This is a genomic window from Hymenobacter cheonanensis (assembly GCF_030581075.1).
GTDB lineage: Bacteria > Bacteroidota > Bacteroidia > Cytophagales > Hymenobacteraceae > Hymenobacter.
On record NZ_JAUQSW010000013.1, the window covers coordinates 23035 to 42910 of the forward strand.

The following is a 19876-nucleotide window of genomic DNA, read 5'->3' on the forward strand; positions in this document are numbered from 1 at the left end:
TTAGGTGATTAAGTCAAACAAAAACTTGGTGAGCTGGCCTACCTGCTGTTGGGCTTGCAGCACGCGGTACATGTTTACGGTGTTTTCCAGATGTGTTCTGCTCTGGCAGGCAACGTAACGCGCGGAGTAGTGGAGGGTAGCCAGGTCCTTCTGAATCGTAAAAAGAGGGCTTTTAATCTGCTTCTGAGCCCCGTGCTTATAAATAAACGTGTCGGTTGAGCTTAGCGGAAAGATGAAATCTTCCAGCTTGCTGTAGTCGACGTTAGGCTTTTCCAGCAGGGGGCAGTCTCCAATTATGGACGGAAACCGCTCATCCGCGTGCGAGTGAATAAACCAGCTGGCGTGAATGTCGGCAAGCTTGGCCTCGTCAAACAACGGCAGCAAGGGCAGCAGCATCCGCTTGGCTTCTTTGATAGCATTCGAAGCCACTAACTGATTCAGGGCGTTCTGGTCCACCGACTGGGTCTGGTCGATGGGCCGGATTTCTGCCTGCAAGTCGGCTAGGCTTACTTCCTCTTTCAGCCGGCCAAACTGGGCGTCGCTTGCCGGCACGCGCCATTTAAGGGAACTGGCCAGCGCCACAATGCTGACGACTTCTTCGGGGGAGGCCTTGCGGGATAGCAGAACGTTTTGCAGGTCGGCGGCCGCCTTGTCGTCTAAGGCCGCATACAAAGCTTCCAAGTGGTCTTTGGGCTGGCCGTTGAAGAGAACCGTATTACGGTCCATTTCAAAGAATATAGCTTTCGGGCTTTGTCGCTGCTTGGCTATTCTACCCGATTGTTTATCAAATAAATAGAGCAAGCCGTCTTCATCTGCAAAGTTCTTGATGAGGAACTGGGGGATGTAGTGGTGTCGGCGCGAGACCTGCATAAGCGATGGGCGGCAGTTAAAACAAAAAAGCGCCTCCTATTTCGGAGCCGCTTTTTTGCGGGAGAAAAGACGGAGTAGAAATAGCGCTATTTGCCTCCCTTCTCTTTGCGCACACCTTTAAAGGGGGTGCCGTCCTGCTTCACGTCCATGAACTGGCCATTAGCAGTGTTCCGCTTCACGAACTGCTCCGTGACGGGGTTGAAAACTTGCGAACGGCCGCGCACTGCGCCGTTGCGGTGGCCGTCACCGGCGGGTTTATTGGTAGCCATACTGGGCGGGTGAGAGGTGAAAAGACTCTCTTAACCTCAACGGCTGGCTTGGTAGAAGAATTCCGAGATGACAGGCTAAAGGTTGGGGTAACGGCCGCCGCTAAGAAACCTGACTCCCGGTTCCCAAAGAGGCTGAGGCCGGCACTAGAAACGCTTGAATCTCATCCACGGTGGCCCGGGCCGAGCGGCCTACGCCAATCAGCGTGGCGGAGGCAAACCCCGTCCAGCTGCCGTAGCCCACCAGCCACAGGCCCGGCAGTTCGGTAGCGCGGGTGCCCGCCGTGGCCACCCGCCCATCGGGCTGCACTACCCCCAGGTCCGCCAGAAATGAGAGGGCCGGCCGGAAGCCCGTGCACCAGATAACCGCGTCCACGGCCTCCTCGCGCCCGTCGGCCCAGACTACGCCCGTGCGGGTGAAGCGCGCAAAGGGCCGCACGCTGTGGAGCACGCCCCGGCTCCGGGCTTCCTTCACCGAGTCCACCATCACCACGTCGCCGAGCGTGGGCGGTGGCGCGGTTGCCTGGCCCGCGTGGTAGCGCTGGGTGGCCTGCGTAAACAGCACCCGGCCGTCCACGTCATCAGGCAGAAAGCGGGGCTCCTTTTCGGTCACCCAAGTCGTTTTCGCCACCCGCGAGACTTCGGCCAGCACCTGCGCGCTGGAGTTGCCGCCGCCCACCACCAGCACCCGCTGTCCGGCAAAGGGCACGGCATCCCGGTAGTGGGCCGAGTGCAGCTGCACCCCGCCGAAGTCGGCTTGCCCCGGATACGCCGGCACGAAGGGGTTGCTCCAACTGCCGGTGGCGCACACTACGGCCCTGGCCTGCCACGTGCCGGCGTCGGTGTGCACAGCGAAGCCCTCGCCCGACCGGCGCACGCCAGCCACGCGCACGGGCCGCCGTACCGGCAGGGCGTAGCGCTGCTCGTACTGCGTGAGGTAGTCAACCACGGCGTCGCGGGTGGGAAAGCCTTCCGTTGCCGGGCGCGGCATGAGCCAGCCCGGCAGCGAGCTGGCATCGGCCGGGGAGAACAGCCGCAGCGAGTTCCAGCCGTGGAGCCAGCCCCCGCCCGGTTGTGCCTGGTCATCCAGCAGCACGTAGGCGAGGCCCGCCCGCCGCAGGTAGTAGCCCACGGCCAGCCCACTTTGGCCGGCTCCCATTACCAGTACCTCCGTCGTGAAATCAGCCATGAGGTAGGAACAGGCACTAGGCGGCTTGGAACTGCGCCTGCACGAAATCGTGGGCGTAGGCTTTCACCTGGTCGCGCACGCGGCGAAACTGGGCCATGATTTCTTCCTCACTGCCCGTGGCTTTGGCCGGGTCGGGGAAGTTGTAGTGCAGCTTCTTGGCCGACGACGGAAACACTGGGCACACCTCGTTGGCGTGGTCGCAGACGGTAATCACGTAATCGAACGGCACGGTGGCGTACTCGTCCACGTGGTTGCTGGTGTGGTGCGAGATGTCTACGCCGTCCTCGGCCATTACGCGCACGGCGCGGGGGTTGAGGCCGTGGACTTCAACGCCGGCGCTGTACACGGTGGCGCGCTCGCCTAGCTCTTGGGCGAGGTAGCCGTGCAGTAACTGGCTGCGGCAGGAGTTGCCGGTGCAGAGCACCAGCACGTTTTTCTTGTCAGACATAAGCAGGGAAAAAAGCAGGGGGAAGAGGAGAAGAGTTACGCGGCCGAAGCCACCGATTTGCCGCCGTACCAGTGGCGGCGAAACCAGAAGGCCAGGTTGACCAGCGCAATCAGGGCCGGCACCTCAATCAGTGGGCCGATGACGCCCGCGAAGGCCTGGCCCGAGTTCAGGCCAAATACCCCGATGGCCACGGCGATGGCTAGCTCAAAGTTGTTGCCCGTGGCCGTGAAGGCGATGCTGGCATTCTCGGCGTAGTCGGCCCCTAGGTACTTGCCGGCCGCGAAGCTGAGCACGAACATGATGCCGAAGTACAGGGCCAGCGGCAGGGCAATGCGCAGCACATCGAGCGGCACCTGCACGATAGTTTCGCCCTTGAGGCTGAACATGACCACGATGGTGAGCAGCAGCGCAACCAGCGTAATCGGGCTGATGGCTGGGATGTACACGTTTTCGTACCAAGCGTCGCCTTTCAGCCGGCGCAGGACGGTGCGCGACAAAAAACCCGCCGCAAACGGAATGCCCAGATACACGAGTACGCTCCGGGCAATGTCCCAGATGCCGATGTTCACCGCGTGGCCTTTCAGGCCAAAGTAGGGCGGCAGCACGGTGATGAACAGCCAGGCCAGCACCGAGTAAAACAGCACCTGGAAGAGGGAGTTGAGCGCCACCAGCCCGGCGGCGTACTCCCGGCTGCCGTCGGCCAGGTCGTTCCAGACCAGCACCATGGCAATGCAGCGGGCGATGCCAATGAGAATCAGGCCCATCATATACGCGGGCTTGTCCGGCAGCAGCCAGATGGCCAGGAAAAACATGAGCAGCGGCCCCAGAATCCAGTTCAGGAACAGCGAGAGGCCAATGATGCGCGTGTTTTTGAAGACCGTGGGTAGCTGCTCGTACTTGACCTTGGCCAGCGGCGGATACATCATCAGAAGCAGGCCAATGGCCAGCGGCACGTTCACCGTGCCCACCGAGAAGTAGTTGATGGCTCCATTGATACCGGGCACGAGGTAGCCCAGCCCCACGCCCAGTGCCATGGCCAGGAATATCCAGAGCGTGAGGCCCCGGTCGAGGCCCGAGAGTTTCTTTTCGGCCAGCGCGGCGGGGGCCGGCGCTGCTGAAAGCGGTTGGCTGAGGGTTGTCATATACGGTAGGGAGTTAGGCGACGCCAACGGAGGGACTACGCCGCTCCATCTGCACCGTGTTGCGCCACACGCCGTGGTGCTGGCCTATCCGCTCGCGGTACCCGATAATGCGAAAGCCGGCCTGCGTGTGCAGGCCAATGCTGGCGCGGTTTTCCTCGAAGGTGCCGGCTTGCAGCGTCCAGATGCCGTTAGCTTCTGAGTCCGTAATCAGGGCGCGCAGCAGCTGCTGGCCCACGCCCTGGCCACGGGCAGCGGCGGCGATGTAGATGCTGAGTTCGGCCACCCCGCCGTACACGCAGCGGCTCGACACGGGCGAGAGGGCGGCCCAGCCCAGTACCGTGCCGGCCTCATCGACGGCGACCAGGCGGCTGTGGGTTAAGTGCGCCCGGTCCCAAGCCTCCCACCCGGGGGCCTGCGTTTCAAACGTGGCATTGCCGGTGGCAATGCCCTGCTCGTAGATGGCGCGCACGGCAGGCCATTGCGCGGCAGTCATAGCTTGCAGCTTCATATGAAAAGGTGCAAAAGGGAAGAATTTGAGCAGAGTGGAGGAGTAGCGCACCCACTGGGAAGCTTAGCGCTACACCGGTTGGCTGCTTTAGCAGCACCCGCCGCCCGGCGTGCAGCTGGCCATTTGCAGTTGGGGCAGGGCAAACTGCTGGGCCGCTGGAATGCCGCAGGCATCCTGGGCCAAGCAGGCCGTTTGCTTGGCGGTCAGCACGAAATCGTTGCCCTCGCGGGTCAGGCCGAATTTGCCGATGGTGGCCTGCTGGTACTCCACCTCAATGTCCAGGTCCTCGGTGCCCAGGATGCGTTGCGACAAATCCAAAATGTGCAGAAACTTCAGCGGAGCCAGCCGGTGGTCGTAGTCGCCGGCTTCCCACAGCTGGAAGTTGGCCACGGTTTCGCGCCGCTCCACGCCGCCGCAGTCGATGAAGTGCTTGCTCACCAAGCCGACTTCCGTGACGTGGAAATGCGCGGGCAGGTACTCGCCCGTGGGCAGGCGGAAATTCACGGCTTCCAACTCGGCCAGGGCCTGCTTTATTTCGGAGATTTTCATGGTGGTATTAATAATTAACTGATTGAGGATTAGCAGACGCACGCATCGGCGGGGCCGCAAGCGGCGCCGCTCGTGGCCTCGATGAAAAAGGCGGTGAACTGCTGGTGCACTTGGTTCAGCAGCTCCGTATTGAGGCAGTAGCAGACGGTGAGGCCCTCGATTTCGCCGCGTATTAAATCCAGCGCCTTCAGTTCCTGTAGGTGCTGAGATACGGTGGTGCGGGACAGGGGCAGCTCGGCGGCGATGTCGCCGGAGATGCAGGTTTGCTTGCTGGCCAGGAACTGGATGATGGCCACCCGCGCCGGGTGGGCCAGGGCCTTGGCCACGCGGGCTAAGTGCTGCTGCTCTTCGGTGAAGGCGGCGGTTTTGGCGTAGGTCATGAGGAGGAAGCGGGAAGGGCGTTGGGGGTGGCGGCTGGCGCGGCAGCCGTGGCGGCCAGCAAATGGGAGAGCAGGGTTTCGGCGCGCTGGTAGGCGCGCTGCTCGGCGGCTTGCAAGCGTTCCTCGCCGCCGCCGCTGGGTTGGCCGTTGTAGCCCTGGGTCTGGAGTCGCAGGCCATCCAGAACGAGGCATTCGGTGCGCAGCGCCCGTTCGAGCAACACGCGCAGCAGGGGATGAACCAAGGTGTCCGCGTTGGAAGGCATAGGCGTCAAAAGCAAAGCCGGAAGTATGTCGCAAATATACGACATATAATGACGTAAGTTTACGACATACGCGGAATCATTTTTGCTCGAATACGTGCTTGAGCAAGCTGGCTTAGTATTTACAGGTAAAACAATTGGTTCATTGCCCTAATCGATAGCCTGCGATTTAGCGGTTTTGGCGAGTAAGCCCACCGCCTCGCCTTAAGCAGCTTAGTGGGGAGAAAGCCAGCTTGTCGCTCTTTAATCTAAAAAAATGTTGTAAATTCGCGTTTTATTCAAAATAAATGAGCATCCGGCTGTAGCAGCTCCGTCTTAATGGAAAAAAATGCACACTGGCCCTTGCTAGTATTCGGCACTTCTGACCCGGTCCAGAACCGGCAGATTCGGGTTGCCCGCCAGCGGGGTGAGCTACGCGAAGTAGCCTCGCGCATTTACTCGTCGGACTTAGTCACTGCGCCCGAAGTGCTGATTCGCAAGAACTGGCTACCAGTCGTACAGCACCTGTTTCCGGGCGCGCTCATCAGCCACCGCTCGCAACTAGAGGGCCAGCCTACGGCCGAGGGGCACCTGTTTCTGACCTATAAGTACACCCGCAACGTGGAGCTGCCGGGGCTGGTGGTGCACCTACTGGAAGGGCCTGACCCACTGCCGAGCGATGCGCCTTTCGGAGATGGCAGCCTGCTCTTCGCGTCGGAGGCCCGGGGCCTGCTGGAAAACCTGCAGCCGGCCCGCGTCCGCAAAGGCGGGGTAAGCAAAGCACTATCCTTGGAAAACGTGGAGGAGCGCCTGGAAATGGTGCTGCGCATCCGGGGTGAGGAAGGCCTGAACGCCCTGCGCGACCAGGCCCGCGAAGTGGCGGTGGCCCTGGACTGGCCCACAGAACTAGCCGTGCTGCAACGCATTGCCGGCGCGCTGCTCAGCACCCAATCCAGTAAAATCCTGACTTCGCCCGTGGCCCGCGCCCGCGCGCTGGGGCTGCCCTTCGATGCCGGCCGGGTAGCGCTGTTTACCACGCTGCTCAGTGCGCTGCACGCGGCGGTGCTACCGCGGCGCCCGGACCCCGCGCCCGTGGCACCCCCATTCTACACAGTGGCGTTCTTCGAGGCCTACTTTTCCAATTTCATCGAAGGCACCGAGTTTCAGGTGGATGAGGCGCACCGCATCGTGGAAACCGGCCAGCTGGTGAGCGGCCGGCACGCCGATTCACACGACGTGCTGAGCACCTACCAGTTGTGCAGCAACGTGGCCGAGATGCGCGTGGTCCCGCAGTCGGCGGAGGACCTGCTGGCCATTTTGCAGCGGCGGCACGCCCAGCTGATGCGTGCCCGTCCCGACAAGCGCCCCGGCCAGTGGAAAGAATACGCCAATCAGGCCGGCCTGACCAGCTTTGTAGACCCCGGCCTGGTGCGCGGCACCCTGCATGAGGGCTTCAAGCTCTACCGCAACCTAAGCGAGCCGCTGGCGCGGGCCATGTTCATAATGTTCCTCATCAGCGAGGTGCACCCTTTCGATGACGGCAACGGCCGCCTGGCCCGGCTGATGATGAATGCCGAGCTGGTCAGCGCCGGCCAGTGCCGCATCATCGTGACCACGCACGCCCGCGAAGGCTACCTGGATGCCCTGCGCCGGCTGAGCCAGCAAAGCGACCCGAGCCTGTACATCCGCATGCTGAGCGGGGCTCAGCAGTTTGTGGCTGATTTGCAGCCCGATTCTTACGAGGCGGTAAAAGCCCGGCTGGAGGCTCAGCAGGCCTTCAAGGAAGTATCCTCGCAGCTGCGCTGGTAGTCATTGGACGTAAAGAAAGCAAAGTATGTCGGCTGGGCCAGTCGGAACGGCACTAGTACCAGAAGAAGGGTAACAAGCTTAGCGTTCCCAGCTTGTACACATGAAAAATCTTTCATACATTTGTCCCATCCTATGAACGCTACCCCCACTGCGCCGCTGGTTGATATGGGCCTCGACATCGAGAAGATGGAGAAGGTGGCTTTTATCCTCAAGACGACCGCGCACCCGACGCGCATTGCCATCGTGCAGCTGCTGGCAGCCCACGACAGCCTGGCGGTGGGCGACATCTGCGAGCGTCTGGGCGGGGCCGAGCAGTCGCTGACCTCGCACCACCTGGCCGCCATGAAGAGCAAGGGCCTGCTCAGCAGCTCGCGCAGCGGCAAGAACATCTACTACTCCCTGAAGATGCGCGAGGTAATCGACGTTATTCAGTGTCTGGCTAACTGCACATTCCTGTAACTGCCACGCCCTTTTTTTGCCCCTAAACATGAACACAAGTTCATGTTTTCATGTGTTAAATCTGCCTGCTATGCTGCCTTATTTCGGTTATTTCGCCGCCATTTTCATTGGCTTGTCGCTCGGGATTATGGGCGGCGGGGGCTCCATTCTGACGGTGCCAGTGCTGGTGTATCTGATGGGCGTGAGCCCGGTGCTGAGCACGGCCTACTCGCTGTTTGTGGTGGGCAGCACGTCGGTGGTGGGGGCGGCGGGGTATTTCCGCAAGGGGCTGGTGTCGCTGCCCACGGCGCTGGTGTTTCTGGGGCCTTCGCTGGCCGCCGTGTTTGGGGTGCGCAAGGTACTGATGCCCAGCCTGCCACACGAGCTGCTGCGGCTAGGCAGTCTGGTGGTCACGAAAGACTTGCTGGTGCTGCTAGCCTTTGCCGTGCTGATGGTGGTGGCGGCTACCTCCATGATTCGCCGCCAGCCGGCAGGTAGCGACTTTGCCGGGGAGGCGGCTAGCAACCAGCCGCTTAACTATCCGCTGGTGCTGGGCATCGGGCTGGTGGTGGGCACGCTCACGGGCTTCGTGGGGGCGGGCGGCGGCTTTCTCATTATCCCGGCGCTGGTGCTGGGGGCACGGCTGCCGATGAAGCTGGCCGTGGGCACCTCGCTGGCCATCATCGCGCTCAACTCGCTCATCGGCTTCACCGGCGATTTGAGCGTGGGTACGCCCATTGCGTGGCCGTTTCTGCTGGGGTTTCTGGCCTTCGCGCTGGGCGGTATCGTGCTGGGCACTTACCTGGCCCGCTTCATTCCGGGCGCCAAGCTCAAGCCGGCTTTCGGCTGGTTTACGCTGGCTATGGGCACGTTCATCCTGGCCAAGGAGCTGCTGTTTCACCACGCCTAGCGTCCCCGGCTTTGCTTTTAGTTTCTCGTTTTTCCGTTGCTTCCCATGAAAATCGAACAGTTTGAGGATAAGGGCCTGGCCCACTTCTCCTACGCCATTCTCAGCGAGTGCGCTCGCGAAATCGTGCTCATCGACCCGGCCCGCAATCCGCAGCCCTACTACGCCTACGCCCAGGCCCACGACGCGAAAATCGTGGCCGTCATCGAGACGCACCCGCACGCCGATTTCGTGAGCAGCCACCTGGAAATTGCCCGGGCCACTGGCGCGACCATCCGCGTGAGCCGGCTGCTGGGAGCCGACTACCCGCACGTTGGCTTCGACGACGGCGATGCCTTCACGAGCGGCAAGCTCGCTTTTCGGGCCCTCAATACGCCGGGCCACTCTCCCGACTCCATCAGCATCGTGCTCAGCCGCGCGGGCCGCGACGTGGCCGTGTTTACCGGCGATACCCTGTTTATCGGCGACGTGGGCCGGCCCGACCTGCGCGAAAACGCCGGCAACCTGACCGCCCGGCGCGAGGAGCTGGCTAAGCAGCTCTACCACAGCCTGCGCAATAAGCTCTTGCCGCTGGCCGACGACGTGCTGGTATACCCCGCCCACGGCGCGGGCAGCCTCTGCGGCAAGGCACTGAGCGGAGCCAACAGCAGCTCCATCGGGGCCGAGAAAATCGGCAACCCCATGCTGCGCCCACTCAGCGAAGCAGCTTTCGTGCAGGAGTTGCTGGCCGACCAGCCCTTCATTCCCAAGTACTTCGGCTACGACGTAGCCCTCAACAAAACCGGCGCACCCGCCTACGCCCCCAGCGTGCAGCAGGTGCCGCGCCTGGCACCTGGCACCGCGCTGCCAGCCGGGATGCTGGTAGTGGACACGCGGCCCGAAGCTGCCTTCAAGCAGGGCCACGTCGCCGAGGCCATCAATATCCAGCAGGGCGGCAAGTTCGAAACCTGGCTAGGGTCCCTGGTGGGGCCGCAGGAGTCGTTTTACCTGCTCGCGGCCGACGAGGCGACGCGGGAAGACCTGATTCAGAAAGCCGCCAAAATCGGCTACGAGCCGCTGATTGCGGGGGCCCTGGTGGGCACGCCGGCCCCCGACGCCACGCTGCCGGTGCTGGATGTGGAGCAATTCCGCCGGCACCCGGCGCAGTACACCATCGTGGACATCCGCAACCCGGTGGAGCACCGCGACGAGCCGATTTTCGCCGGCTCCCTGAATATTCCGCTGCCCGAGCTGCGCGAGCGGGCCGGCGAGATTCCGACTGGTAAGCCGGTGGTGGTGCACTGCGCCGGCGGCTACCGCTCGGCGGCCGGCAGCAGCATCGTGGCCGCCGCGCTGCCCGGCACCGAAGTGCTGGATTTGGGCGAGGCCGTGAAGTCCTTTCAACTCGCCCCGGCGACCCACTAATAGGCTCGTCCTACCTCCTCATTTTCCCAGCTACTGCTAATGTTTGACTTTTTAAAAGCTGCTGCGCCCGCCTACCACAACCTGCCGCCGGCCCAGTTTGGCCCCGCCGTGCGGAAGCCCGGCGCGGTGCTGCTCGACGTGCGCCGGCCCGACGAATTTGCCCAGGGCCACCTGCCCGGCGCGGTAAACCTCGACGTGACGGCGCCCGATTTTGCCCGGCGCGTGGCCGCCCTCGACCCGGCCAACCCCACCTACGTGTACTGCCGCAGCGGGGCGCGCTCGGCCCAGGCGGCCAAGCAGCTCACCGCGGCCGGCTTTGCGCACGTGTCGAACCTGCTCGGCGGCGTGCTCGACTGGTCGGAACCGCTGACTACTACCTAAACCGCCTCTTTCCCGACAAATTCGCTTTTTATGCTTGATTTTCTGTCCCAGTCCTGGCCCTGGTACGTGGCCGGCCCTTTGATTGGCCTGACGGTGCCCGCGCTGCTGCTCGTGGGCAATAAGGCGCTGGGCATCAGCAGTTCGCTACGCCACATCTGCGCGGCCTGCGTGCCGGCTGGCATTCCATTTCTGACTTACAACTGGCGGGCGCAGGCCTGGAACCTGTGGTTCGTGCTGGGCATTGCGCTGGGCGGCTTCCTGGGCTACCGGGTGCTGGGCCACCCCGCCACGGTAGCCATTTCGGCCGCTACGGTGCACGATTTGCGCACGCAGCTGCACCTCACCGATTTCACGGGCCTGCTGCCCAGGGAGCTATTTGCCTTGGACAACCTGGCGAATTGGAAGGGCTGGGTATTCCTGGTGCTGGGCGGCTTTCTGGTGGGCTTTGGTACGCGCTACGCGGGGGGCTGCACCTCGGGGCACGCCATTTCGGGGCTCTCCAACTTGCAGTGGGTGTCGCTGGTGGCCGTCGTGGGCTTTTTCGCGGGCGGGCTGGTGATGACCTGGTTTATCTATCCGCTGCTGTTTTCCTAGGCCATGAAAAACCTCAAATACCTGGTGCTGGGCACGTTGTTTGGCATCATCCTGACCAAGAGCGAAGTGGTGAGCTGGTTTCGGATTCAGGAGATGTTCCGCTTCCAGGCCTTCCACCTATACGGCGTCATCGGCTCGGCCATCGTGGTGGGCATGGTGTCCATCCAGCTCATTAAGCGCTACCACCTGCGCACGCTGAATGGCGAGGAAATCCAGCTGGCCGACAAGCAGTTCAGTCCCGGCGTCTGGATTGGCGGCTTCCTGTTTGGCCTGGGCTGGGCGCTCACGGGCGCGTGCCCCGGCCCCCTATTTGCCCAACTGGGCAGCGGCGTGCCGGCCGCCGCCGTGATGATACTGGCCGCGCTGGCCGGCACCTGGACGTATAGCGCCCTGCGCGAAAGACTACCCTAGCCAGGCTAGGCGCGCCGGTTGGCGTACAAACCTTGTGTAGCTCCTAAAACCAATTTGGTCGAGGTGCTTTACCTTATTCCCACTCGTCCGATGAAGCACTTATTTCGCTGGCTAGCCGCCGGCTGGCTAGTGGCCGGCGGCCTTACCGCCCAGGCCCAAACGATGCCCACGCCCGCCGCGAGCCCCGCGCCCGCCCTACCCCCACCCGATGCGGCGGTGGCGGCCAAAGCGGCCCGGTTTGAGGGCGCGCCGGCCACCAGGGCGCACTACCGCGCCGTGTACCAGCTTGACAGCGACGACCCCAAGCTTATCAGCAAAACGCTGCATAACATGCAGAACGCCCTCAACGACCCGCGCCTGAAGGGCAAGCTGGAGCTGGAACTGGTGGTGTTCAGCGGGGGCACCGTGGCCTTTCGCCAGGGCCAGCCCTATGAGGCCGACGTGCTGGCATTGCAGCGGGCCGGCGTCATCCTGGCCCAGTGCCAGAACTCGCTGACGGCCTACAAGCTGACGAAGGCAGACTTGCTGCCCTACGTGTCGGTCGTGCCCACCGGCAACGGCGAGCTGATTATCCGCCAGGCCGAGGGCTGGGTGCTGGTGCACCCGTAACGGCCGTTTTCACCCCCTTTTTCGATGCCGGTTCAACTGGGTTTGCGCGCCAACTGGCCGCAGTTTGCGCTGCTCGTGGTGGTCAATGCCTTCGTGGGGGGCATGGTAGGGCTGGAGCGCACCATCCTGCCCCGGCTGGCCGAGCAGGAGTTTCACCTGGTGGCGCGCTCGGCCATTCTCTCCTTCATCGTCGTGTTTGGGCTGACCAAGGCGGTGGCCAACTACTACGCCGGGGCCTGGGCGGGCCGGGTGGGACGTAAAAACCTGCTGGTCATCGGCTGGCTGTTCGGCCTGCCCGTGCCGCTGCTGCTGCTCTGGGCCCCGAGCTGGGGCTGGGTCATCGCGGCCAACGTGCTGCTGGGCCTCAACCAGGGCCTGGCCTGGTCGAGCACGGTGGTGATGAAGATGGATTTGGCTGGCCCCCGGCGGCGCGGCCTGGCCATGGGTTTGAACGAGTCGGCCGGCTACCTGGCCGTGGCGGCGACGGCGCTGGCTTCGGGCTGGCTGGCCAGCACCTACGGGCTGCGGCCCTACCCCTTCTACCTGGGCATCGGGCTGGCGGGGCTGGGGCTGCTGGGCAGCTTGCTGGTGCGCGATACCCACGCCCACGTGGCGCTCGAAGCGGCGCAGGCCCCAGCCGGGCCAGTCGGGCTGCCCCTCTCGTTCTGGGACGTGAGCTGGCGGCACCCCAACCTGGGCTCCGTAACGCAGGCGGGCCTCGTCAACAACCTGAACGACGGCATGGTGTGGGGCCTGCTGCCGCTGCTGCTGGCGGGCAAGGGCTTTTCGCTCAGCCAGATTGGGGCCGTGGCGGCCCTCTACCCGGCGGTGTGGGGCGTAGGCCAATTGCTGACCGGCCCGCTGGCCGACCGCTTTTGCAAGAAGGACCTGCTGTTTGCGGGCATGCTGCTGCAAGGCGCGGTGCTGCTGGCCATGCTCTTGGCCGATTCCTGCGCCGCATTTTTGGGGCTGGCGGCCTTGCTGGGGGCGGGCACGGCGCTGGTCTACCCCACCTTTCTGGCGGCGGTGGCCGAGTACGCGCCGGCCCCGCAACGGGCGCGCAGTGTGGGCATTTTCCGGCTCTGGCGCGACGCGGGCTACGCCGTGGGGGCCCTGCTCACGGGCGTGCTGGCGGATGCCTTTGGGCTATCGGCGGCGCTGGCAGCCATCGGGGGGCTCACGGTGCTTTCGGCGCTGGTCATTGCCCGCCGCATGTACTGTCTGCCGGAGGTGGGCGCGGCACTACTCCCGGCGGCGAGCTGCGCGCGGCCGGGGTAGCGCTGTCGTTTAGTTCGTATAATATTGTGCATCAGGAGATTAAATAAGGTGATAGGCTTTCGGCTTTTCCAGCGCAGGTCGAACCGCTGCGCGGAAATTATGCACGTTGTGGGGGTGATTTTAGTAAAACTGCTGGCCCGCAATGGAGTACACCCCTGGCAGGGCCCGCGTACCATAGCGGCCCGCCCTTTTGCTGATGCCTTCATCACTACACCCGGGGCTTGCCCACGTCCGGCTCCTTGCCCGATACTGGCGCTGGCTGGCGGGGCTGCTACTCGGTAGCTGGCTGGCCGCCCAAACTGCCCACGCCCAGCAGGCGCGGCCGGCGGCCTACGCGGCGCTCTACAGCGACCCGGCCGGCGCGGCGGCCCGCCCCGACCGCCACCTGGTGCGCTACCACCTGCGCGTGACCGATACTACCCTCACCATCGGCGGGGTGCGCAGTCGGGCCCTGGTGACCAACAGCCAGCTGCCGGCCCCGACCCTCACCTTCACCGAGGGCGACACGGCGCTGATTTACGTGCACAACGCCAGCCGCAAGAGCATCTCGTTTCACTGGCACGGCATGCTGCTGCCCAACCAGTACGACGGGGTGCCCATCCTCACGACCACGCCCATCGGGCCGGGTAAGACGCTGACCTACAAGTTCCCGCTGGTGCAGCACGGCACGCTTTGGTACCACTCGCACACCATGCTCAACGAGCAGCTGGGCCAGTACGGGGCCATCGTGGTGTACCCGCCTACCCCTCTGGCCACGCCCGACCACGTGGTGCTGCTCTCGGACTGGACCCGCGAGCGGCCCTGGGAAATCCTGCGCTCGCTCAAACGCGAAACCGACTGGTACGCCATCGAGCGCCGCTCGGTGCAGAGCTACGCCGGGGCGCTGGCGCAGGGCTACCTGGGCACCAAGCTGCGGCAGGAATGGAAGCGGATGCCCGGCATGGACCTGGCCGACGTGTACTACCAGCACGACCTCACCAACGGCCAGCCCAGCCAGCAGCTGCCCGCCGCCCGGCCCGGCCAGGCAGTGCGCCTGCGGGTCATCAACGGCTCGGCGGCCTCGTATTTCTGGGTGCAGTTTGGGGGCGGCAAAATGCGCGTAGTGGCCGCCGACGGCATCGACGTGCAGCCCGTGGAGGTAGATAAGCTGCTCATCGGCACCGCCGAAACCTATGACGTGGAGGTGACCCCGCCCGGCTCCGGCCAGTACGAGCTGCGCGCCACCTCCTGGGATATGTCGCGCCACACCAGCCTGCTGCTGGGCACCGGCGCGCCGCACCCGGCCCCCGATTTGCCCCGCATCAACTACTACCAGCTGGTGCAGGAGATGAACGGCATGATGCGCCAGATGTCCGGCATGAAGATGGGCCGCGCCCCGTCCGGCATCCCGGCCCCCGCCGTGGTGGCCGCCGGCACCGCGCCCCCGCCCCCCGGCCCCGGCATGAAAATGGGCGGCAAGCAGGATGGGATGGACATGGGCGGCATGCAGATGGATGCTGGCCCGCAGTCAGCCAACCCGATGCCTATGAGTGGCATGGCCAAAAGCAGTTCTACCCCCAAATCTGCTGATAGGAGCGGCATGAACATGGGCCAGGCCGCCCCCGCCGACTCGGCCGCTAAGCCCGCGATGGCCGGAATGAAAATGCCTGCCACCAAGCCCACCATAGGCAGTGGCGGAGGTGACATAGGCGGCATGGACATGGGCGGCAAAAACCCGGGCATGGGCGGCATGAAAGCGGCCCCGCTCGGCACGTTCGTGACGGGCCACCGGCAGCTGCAAGCGGCTTTCCCACAGGAAACGCTGCTCGACTACACCATGCTCAAGGCCCCGCAACCGACCACCATCCCGGCCGACCGGCCGGTGCGCACCATCCACTTGTACCTGACGGGTAACATGTTCCGCTACGTGTGGAGCATCAATAATACCGTGCTCTCGAATGCCGACAAGATTGCGATTAAGCGTGGCGAAACGGTGCGCTTCGTGCTGCACAACACCACCATGATGAGCCACCCCATGCACCTGCACGGGCACTACTTCCGGGTCATCAACGGGCAGGGCGCCTACTCGCCGCTCAAAAACACGCTCAGCGTGGCCCCCATGGATTTAGTGACGCTGGAGTTCGACGCCAACGAGTACCAGGACTGGTTTTTTCACTGCCACCTGCTCTACCACCTCGATTCGGGCATGGCCCGCATCATTCACTACGAGGGCGACTCGGTGCGCACCGACAACCCGGCGCTGCTCGCGCGCTTCATCGGGGCCGACCGCAAGCTCTTTCCCTACGCCGAGGCTACGGTGCAGAGCCAGGGCACCTTCCTGCAGGGCGGCGTGCGCAACTCGTACTGGCTGCTGCGCCAGGAGGCTCGCTTCGACTGGCACGGCGACTACGAAACCGAGACGCACCTGCAGCGTTACCTAGGGCCTAAGCAGTTCCTGGCTGTGTATGCGGGCCTTGACTTCCGCGACAACAGCCGCTACCTCAACCCCGGCCTGCAAAAGCGCGACGAGAATGGCCAGCGCCTCAATTCCAAAGACTACCGCCAAGTGGTGTGCGTGGGCGTGCGCTACTTTCTGCCCCTGCTGGTGTGGTCGGACCTGCGCCTGGACAGCGGCGGCAAGCTGCGCCTGCAACTGGAGCGCGACGGCCTGCCCATTACTCAGCGCCTGCGCGCCGACCTGATGGTGAACTCCGACCGCGAGTACACTATCAACCCCTACTACATCGTGGGCAAGTACCTGGCCCTGTCGGGTAGCTACGACAGCGACTACGGCTGGGGCGCGGGCCTGAAGATTATCTATTAGGGGAATGACGTGCGAACGTAGGGCCGGGGAGGGCCCCTACGTTTGCGCTCCCCGACCCAGCTGAATGCTTATTCATAAGCCATTCACGGCCAGCCGCTAGGTTTGTCCTTCTATGAAACGCCTTTGCACAAGTAGGCTGATGCTGGCCCTTACCGCGCTGGGGTTCGGGTGCACCCGGAGCGCCGATGTCCCCGCCCCTACCCCTACGCTACCCGCCCACACTGCCTACTTGCGCCTGGCCGCCAACGGCACCAACCAGGCCCTACCCCTGCAGGCGGCCATCGACTCGTGCGCGGCGGCCGGGGGCGGCACACTGGTGCTGCGCAAGGGCACCTACACCACGGGGCCGGTGTACCTGAAGAGCGCCGTCACGCTCCAACTCGACACGCTGGCCACGCTGCTGGCCTCGCCCACGATGGCCGACTTCACGGTGGCCGGTAAGGTAGTGAACCTGCTCAACGGCCCCGGCACGGCTATCCACGACGTGGGCCTGACCGGGGCGGGCACCATCGACGGCAACGGGGCGGCGTGGTGGGCGGCCTTCCAGGCCAATAGCGCGCTGGTGCGGCCCCGCCTCATCGGCATCGCCAACTGCCAGAACCTGACCGTAACCGGGCTCACGCTCACCAACTCGCCCTCGTTTCACCTGGTGCCCAGCCAGTGCCAGAACGTGGTGATTACCAAGGTAAAAATCAAGGCCCCCGCCACCTCGCCCAACACCGACGGCATTGACCCGGCCAACTGCGACGGCGTGACCATCACGAATTGCCTCATTGATACCGGCGACGACAACATCGCCATCAAGGGCGGCCGGGTGAGCGGGGCGCTGGCCGGGGCCTGCCAGAACGTGACCATTACGGGCTGCACGTTTTTGAATGGGCACGGGCTGAGCATCGGCAGCGAAACCTCGTCGGGGGTGCGCAACGTAGCCGTGAGCAACTGCACCTTCACGGGCACTACCAATGGCATCCGCATCAAGTCGGAGCCGGGCCTGGGCGGGCTGATTCAGAACGTGAGCTACCGCAACCTCACGCTGACGAGCGTGCCCAACCCGCTCCTCATCAACATGGCCTATGCCCTCAACCCCAATAACGGCTACCCCACCGATGTGCCCCAGGTTAGCGGCATGACCGTGGACCAGCTCACCGCCACCGGGGCCAAAAACGCCGGTAGCCTCGTGGGCCTGGCCGCCGCCCCCATCCAAAACCTGACGCTCTCGCACCTCACTATCGCGGCCCAAACCGGCCTGGTGCTGCAAAACGCCACCGGCGTGGCCATGAGCAATTACACCATCACCACGGCCAGCGGCCCGCCCGTGCTGGCCACCAACGCCCAGGGCACGGGCTTTTAGGTGATTCCTTTAAGTCAGACCAACTTGCGGCGCATCTGGTTTTGAATCGCAGCCGGGCCGCGTGTCGCCCGGGCCGCGGGCAGCTTGCTTGTAGGCGCGGCAAAAATTCAGCAGGTGCTGAGCAGCGGCTCGTCGGCTCGCCAGGCGGCTAGCAGCTGCCGCGCCAGATACTGGTCATTGGTAGCCCTTTCGGAGGCGCCGGCGCGAGATGGAGACCTAGCGTCTACCCCTAAGCGGCCCGCGCGGCTACTGGCTGGGGCCACCCGCTTTTCTATAATGAGCCGGACTTTCAGGCGGCTCCGGCAGCCGCGTTGCGGAGCACCTACCGGCCCAGGCGCATCGAGACGGCCAGGGAAAGCTCCAAGCTGTTGGGGCGCCGCGTCGCCACCACGGCCTTCATCCCATCGGAAGGATAGGCCGTGCTCAGGTACTGAACGGGGTCGGCACCCAGAACCAGCCCGTGACCCAGCGCAGTCGTGATGCCCAGGCGCTTGCCCGGCTGCCAGTACAGGCCGGCCCGCAGGCGGCCCACCGCGCACGGGTTGATGCGTATCTGCGCCGTTTCGTCGTGGAAATACAGCTGGTCTTCGTGGGTGGTAAGGGTGATGGATTCGCGGCCGGCGCAGTAAGCCACATTGGCCCCGAAAAAGGTGGCGAAGCGGGTTTCCTCGCCCCAGAACAAGTAATAGCGGGCCCCGACCCCCGCCTTGAAGCCGCTCAGGTCATAGCCCGCACCGACGGTAGCTTCCAGGTTTTTAGCCACCCGCCGGCCGTAGTCCAGCCCGCACCCGTAGGGGGCCCCGTAGCCGCCCGTGAGCGTAAGGACACCAGGATGGTCAGCTACGGGCGTGGCCTGGGCCTGGCAATACTGACTCAGCAGCACCCCGATGACAGCCGCAAGCCCGGTGCGGGCGCACTTCACCAGCCTACCCGTAGGCAGGGAAACAGCTAAAGCGAGCAGGGATTGAAAGCGCATAGCAGATGACCAATAAATCAGGTGAATTTAAAGCGTTCTGCTGGCAAGGTCCGTGCGACCGACAGCAGATGCAAAAATTTGCCAGATAAGGTTTTAGCAGTGAAAAAAACAGCGATTGGCAGCCCTGCGCCGGAACCCAGTCGCGCCCTGAGAGCCCCGGCTTGCTGGCCTTTGCTCGGAAATTAGCGGCTGGCCAGCGCCACCTGCACAGGCTCATCTTTGCCGATTTCCTCGTTGCCGGCCTTCAGCACCACGTCGCCGGCTTTTAGCGCGCCGAACACCTGCACCTGCCCGGCGTTTTCGTCGCCCTTCTGCACGTCGACCAGCTCGGTTTTGCCGCCCACTACCCGGATAACGTAGGTGCGCTCGGCGGTGCTCACGACGGCCGACTTGGGCACGAACAGGCTGCTCTTGGGCGCTTTAATAGGAATAGTAGCCGAGGCAAACATGCCGGGCTTGAGCTTTTCGCCGGGGTTGCTGATGTCAATTTCCACGGTTTCGGCGCGGGTGCCGGGCGTCACGTTGCCGGTTACGCGGTCGATTTTGCCCGTGAACTGCTGCCCCGGAAAGGTCCGCACGCCAAACTGCACTGGCGAGCCGGCGTGGATATCACCCACGTAGGCTTCGGGTACGGCCACGCGCAGGCGCAGGCGGCTGAGCTGCTTGAGCCGAAACAGGGGGGTAGCACTCTGGCCGCTGGGCCCTACCAGGGCCCCCGGCGAGGCCGTGCGCTCGGTAATAACCCCGGCCATGGGGGCCGTGATGCGCAGGTAGGCGGCCATTTGGGCGGCAGCCTGGTAGTGCGAGCGGGCGGCCACTACGTTCAGGCTGTCGCTGGTGGCCTGGGTGCGGGCCTGGTCGAGAGCCAGCGGCGACACGGCCCCGGCAGTGCGGGCCGTTTGGCGCAGGCGGCGCAGGGTGCCCCGGCTGGCCTGGAAGCTGGCCTGGGCCACGCTTTCCTTGGAGCGCGCCTCGCTCAGGGCGGCCGTGAGCTCGGGGGCATCGAGCTCGGCCAGCACCTGGCCCTGGCGCACGTGGTCGCCGATGTCGGCGCGCAGCGCCTTGACGTAGCTGCTCACGCGGGGGAAGATATCGGTCTGGAAGTAGCTGTCCAGCTCGCCGGGCAGGCTCAGGCTTTGGGCGGGCTGGGTGGCCGTGACGCGCACGGCGTCGTAGCGCACCTCGGCCGACACGGGCGTACTTGTTTTCTCAGCGGCCTGGCTCTCCTGGGTGGCGTCGGTCGAGTTGCAGCCGCTAAGCGCCGCGGCGGCCGTGAGGCTAAGGCCGGCCAGCCAGCGCCGGGAAAAAGCGGGGAAATTCATAT

22 protein-coding genes are annotated in these 19876 nt (G+C 64.2%); 11 read left to right on the plus strand and 11 right to left on the minus strand.

The features are described from left to right. The 9 genes from Q5H89_RS20175 to Q5H89_RS20215 all read right to left on the minus strand — a co-directional run bounded on the left by Q5H89_RS20175 (position 1) and on the right by Q5H89_RS20215 (position 5615). On the minus strand, positions 1-870 hold the full coding sequence (locus Q5H89_RS20175; RefSeq protein WP_305021158.1) for a DUF4238 domain-containing protein: 870 nt from the start codon (positions 868-870) through the stop codon (positions 1-3). An 86-nt stretch (positions 871-956) separates the two neighbouring features. Continuing rightward, positions 957-1139: a hypothetical protein gene (locus tag Q5H89_RS20180; protein WP_305021159.1), complete on the minus strand. Its 183-nt coding sequence runs from the start codon at positions 1137-1139 to the stop codon at positions 957-959. A gap of 100 nt (positions 1140-1239) precedes the next feature. Further along, complete coding sequence (locus tag Q5H89_RS20185; RefSeq protein ID WP_305021160.1) at positions 1240-2325, minus strand: ArsO family NAD(P)H-dependent flavin-containing monooxygenase; 1086 nt, start codon at positions 2323-2325, stop codon at positions 1240-1242. 16 nt (positions 2326-2341) lie between these two features. Further along, positions 2342-2773 carry an arsenate reductase ArsC gene (locus Q5H89_RS20190; RefSeq protein WP_305021161.1) on the minus strand — a complete coding sequence of 144 codons (432 nt, stop codon included), beginning with the start codon at positions 2771-2773 and terminating at the stop codon, positions 2342-2344. 35 nt (positions 2774-2808) lie between these two features. Beyond that, positions 2809-3915 carry an ACR3 family arsenite efflux transporter gene (gene arsB / locus Q5H89_RS20195; protein WP_305021162.1) on the minus strand — a complete coding sequence of 369 codons (1107 nt, stop codon included), beginning with the start codon at positions 3913-3915 and terminating at the stop codon, positions 2809-2811. Between the two features lie 13 nt (positions 3916-3928). After that, a complete protein-coding gene (locus Q5H89_RS20200) occupies positions 3929-4423 on the minus strand; it encodes a GNAT family N-acetyltransferase (protein ID WP_305021163.1) in 495 nt (164 codons plus the stop codon). A gap of 87 nt (positions 4424-4510) precedes the next feature. Continuing rightward, the gene (locus tag Q5H89_RS20205) at positions 4511-4972 is read right to left on the minus strand and encodes a DUF6428 family protein (RefSeq protein WP_305021164.1); all 462 of its coding nucleotides are present in this window, start codon (positions 4970-4972) and stop codon (positions 4511-4513) included. 29 nt (positions 4973-5001) lie between these two features. Beyond that, entirely contained in the window at positions 5002-5352 is a 351-nt protein-coding gene (locus Q5H89_RS20210; protein ID WP_305021165.1) for an ArsR/SmtB family transcription factor, read from the minus strand. Then, positions 5349-5615: a hypothetical protein gene (locus Q5H89_RS20215; protein ID WP_305021166.1), complete on the minus strand. Its 267-nt coding sequence runs from the start codon at positions 5613-5615 to the stop codon at positions 5349-5351. The genes Q5H89_RS20210 and Q5H89_RS20215 overlap by 4 nt, the downstream gene beginning before the upstream one ends. Before the next feature lie 315 nt (positions 5616-5930). Here Q5H89_RS20215 and Q5H89_RS20220 point away from each other — a divergent pair, with 315 nt between their 5' ends. The 11 genes from Q5H89_RS20220 (at position 5931) to Q5H89_RS20270 (ending at position 17576) form a co-directional block, all read left to right on the plus strand. After that, positions 5931-7400, plus strand: coding sequence for a Fic family protein (locus Q5H89_RS20220; protein ID WP_305021167.1), 1470 nt, complete (start codon positions 5931-5933; stop codon positions 7398-7400). 132 nt (positions 7401-7532) lie between these two features. Further along, the gene (locus tag Q5H89_RS20225; protein WP_305021168.1) at positions 7533-7859 is read left to right on the plus strand and encodes an ArsR/SmtB family transcription factor; all 327 of its coding nucleotides are present in this window, start codon (positions 7533-7535) and stop codon (positions 7857-7859) included. 70 nt (positions 7860-7929) lie between these two features. Then, positions 7930-8748, plus strand: coding sequence for a sulfite exporter TauE/SafE family protein (locus Q5H89_RS20230; RefSeq protein WP_305021169.1), 819 nt, complete (start codon positions 7930-7932; stop codon positions 8746-8748). A gap of 45 nt (positions 8749-8793) precedes the next feature. Beyond that, positions 8794-10149: an MBL fold metallo-hydrolase gene (locus tag Q5H89_RS20235; RefSeq protein WP_305021170.1), complete on the plus strand. Its 1356-nt coding sequence runs from the start codon at positions 8794-8796 to the stop codon at positions 10147-10149. A gap of 39 nt (positions 10150-10188) precedes the next feature. Next, the gene (locus Q5H89_RS20240) at positions 10189-10530 is read left to right on the plus strand and encodes a rhodanese-like domain-containing protein (protein ID WP_305021171.1); all 342 of its coding nucleotides are present in this window, start codon (positions 10189-10191) and stop codon (positions 10528-10530) included. A 30-nt stretch (positions 10531-10560) separates the two neighbouring features. Further along, positions 10561-11124, plus strand: a complete 564-nt coding sequence (locus Q5H89_RS20245) for a YeeE/YedE family protein (protein ID WP_305021172.1) — start codon at positions 10561-10563, stop codon at positions 11122-11124. 3 nt (positions 11125-11127) lie between these two features. After that, a complete protein-coding gene (locus Q5H89_RS20250) occupies positions 11128-11535 on the plus strand; it encodes a DUF6691 family protein (RefSeq protein ID WP_305021173.1) in 408 nt (135 codons plus the stop codon). A gap of 90 nt (positions 11536-11625) precedes the next feature. Next, positions 11626-12144: a DsrE family protein gene (locus Q5H89_RS20255; protein WP_305021174.1), complete on the plus strand. Its 519-nt coding sequence runs from the start codon at positions 11626-11628 to the stop codon at positions 12142-12144. 24 nt (positions 12145-12168) lie between these two features. Further along, positions 12169-13422 (plus strand): MFS transporter, encoded by a 1254-nt coding sequence (locus tag Q5H89_RS20260; protein ID WP_305021175.1) that lies wholly within the window; start codon positions 12169-12171, stop codon positions 13420-13422. A 196-nt stretch (positions 13423-13618) separates the two neighbouring features. Next, complete coding sequence (locus Q5H89_RS20265; RefSeq protein ID WP_305021176.1) at positions 13619-16225, plus strand: multicopper oxidase family protein; 2607 nt, start codon at positions 13619-13621, stop codon at positions 16223-16225. A gap of 112 nt (positions 16226-16337) precedes the next feature. Beyond that, the gene (locus Q5H89_RS20270; RefSeq protein ID WP_305021177.1) at positions 16338-17576 is read left to right on the plus strand and encodes a glycoside hydrolase family 28 protein; all 1239 of its coding nucleotides are present in this window, start codon (positions 16338-16340) and stop codon (positions 17574-17576) included. Between the two features lie 322 nt (positions 17577-17898). Here Q5H89_RS20270 and Q5H89_RS20275 read toward each other — a convergent pair whose 3' ends face one another. Beyond that, positions 17899-18552: a hypothetical protein gene (locus Q5H89_RS20275; RefSeq protein WP_305021178.1), complete on the minus strand. Its 654-nt coding sequence runs from the start codon at positions 18550-18552 to the stop codon at positions 17899-17901. Between the two features lie 182 nt (positions 18553-18734). Further along, complete coding sequence (locus Q5H89_RS20280; protein WP_305021179.1) at positions 18735-19874, minus strand: efflux RND transporter periplasmic adaptor subunit; 1140 nt, start codon at positions 19872-19874, stop codon at positions 18735-18737. Between the last annotated feature and the right edge of the window lie 2 nt (positions 19875-19876).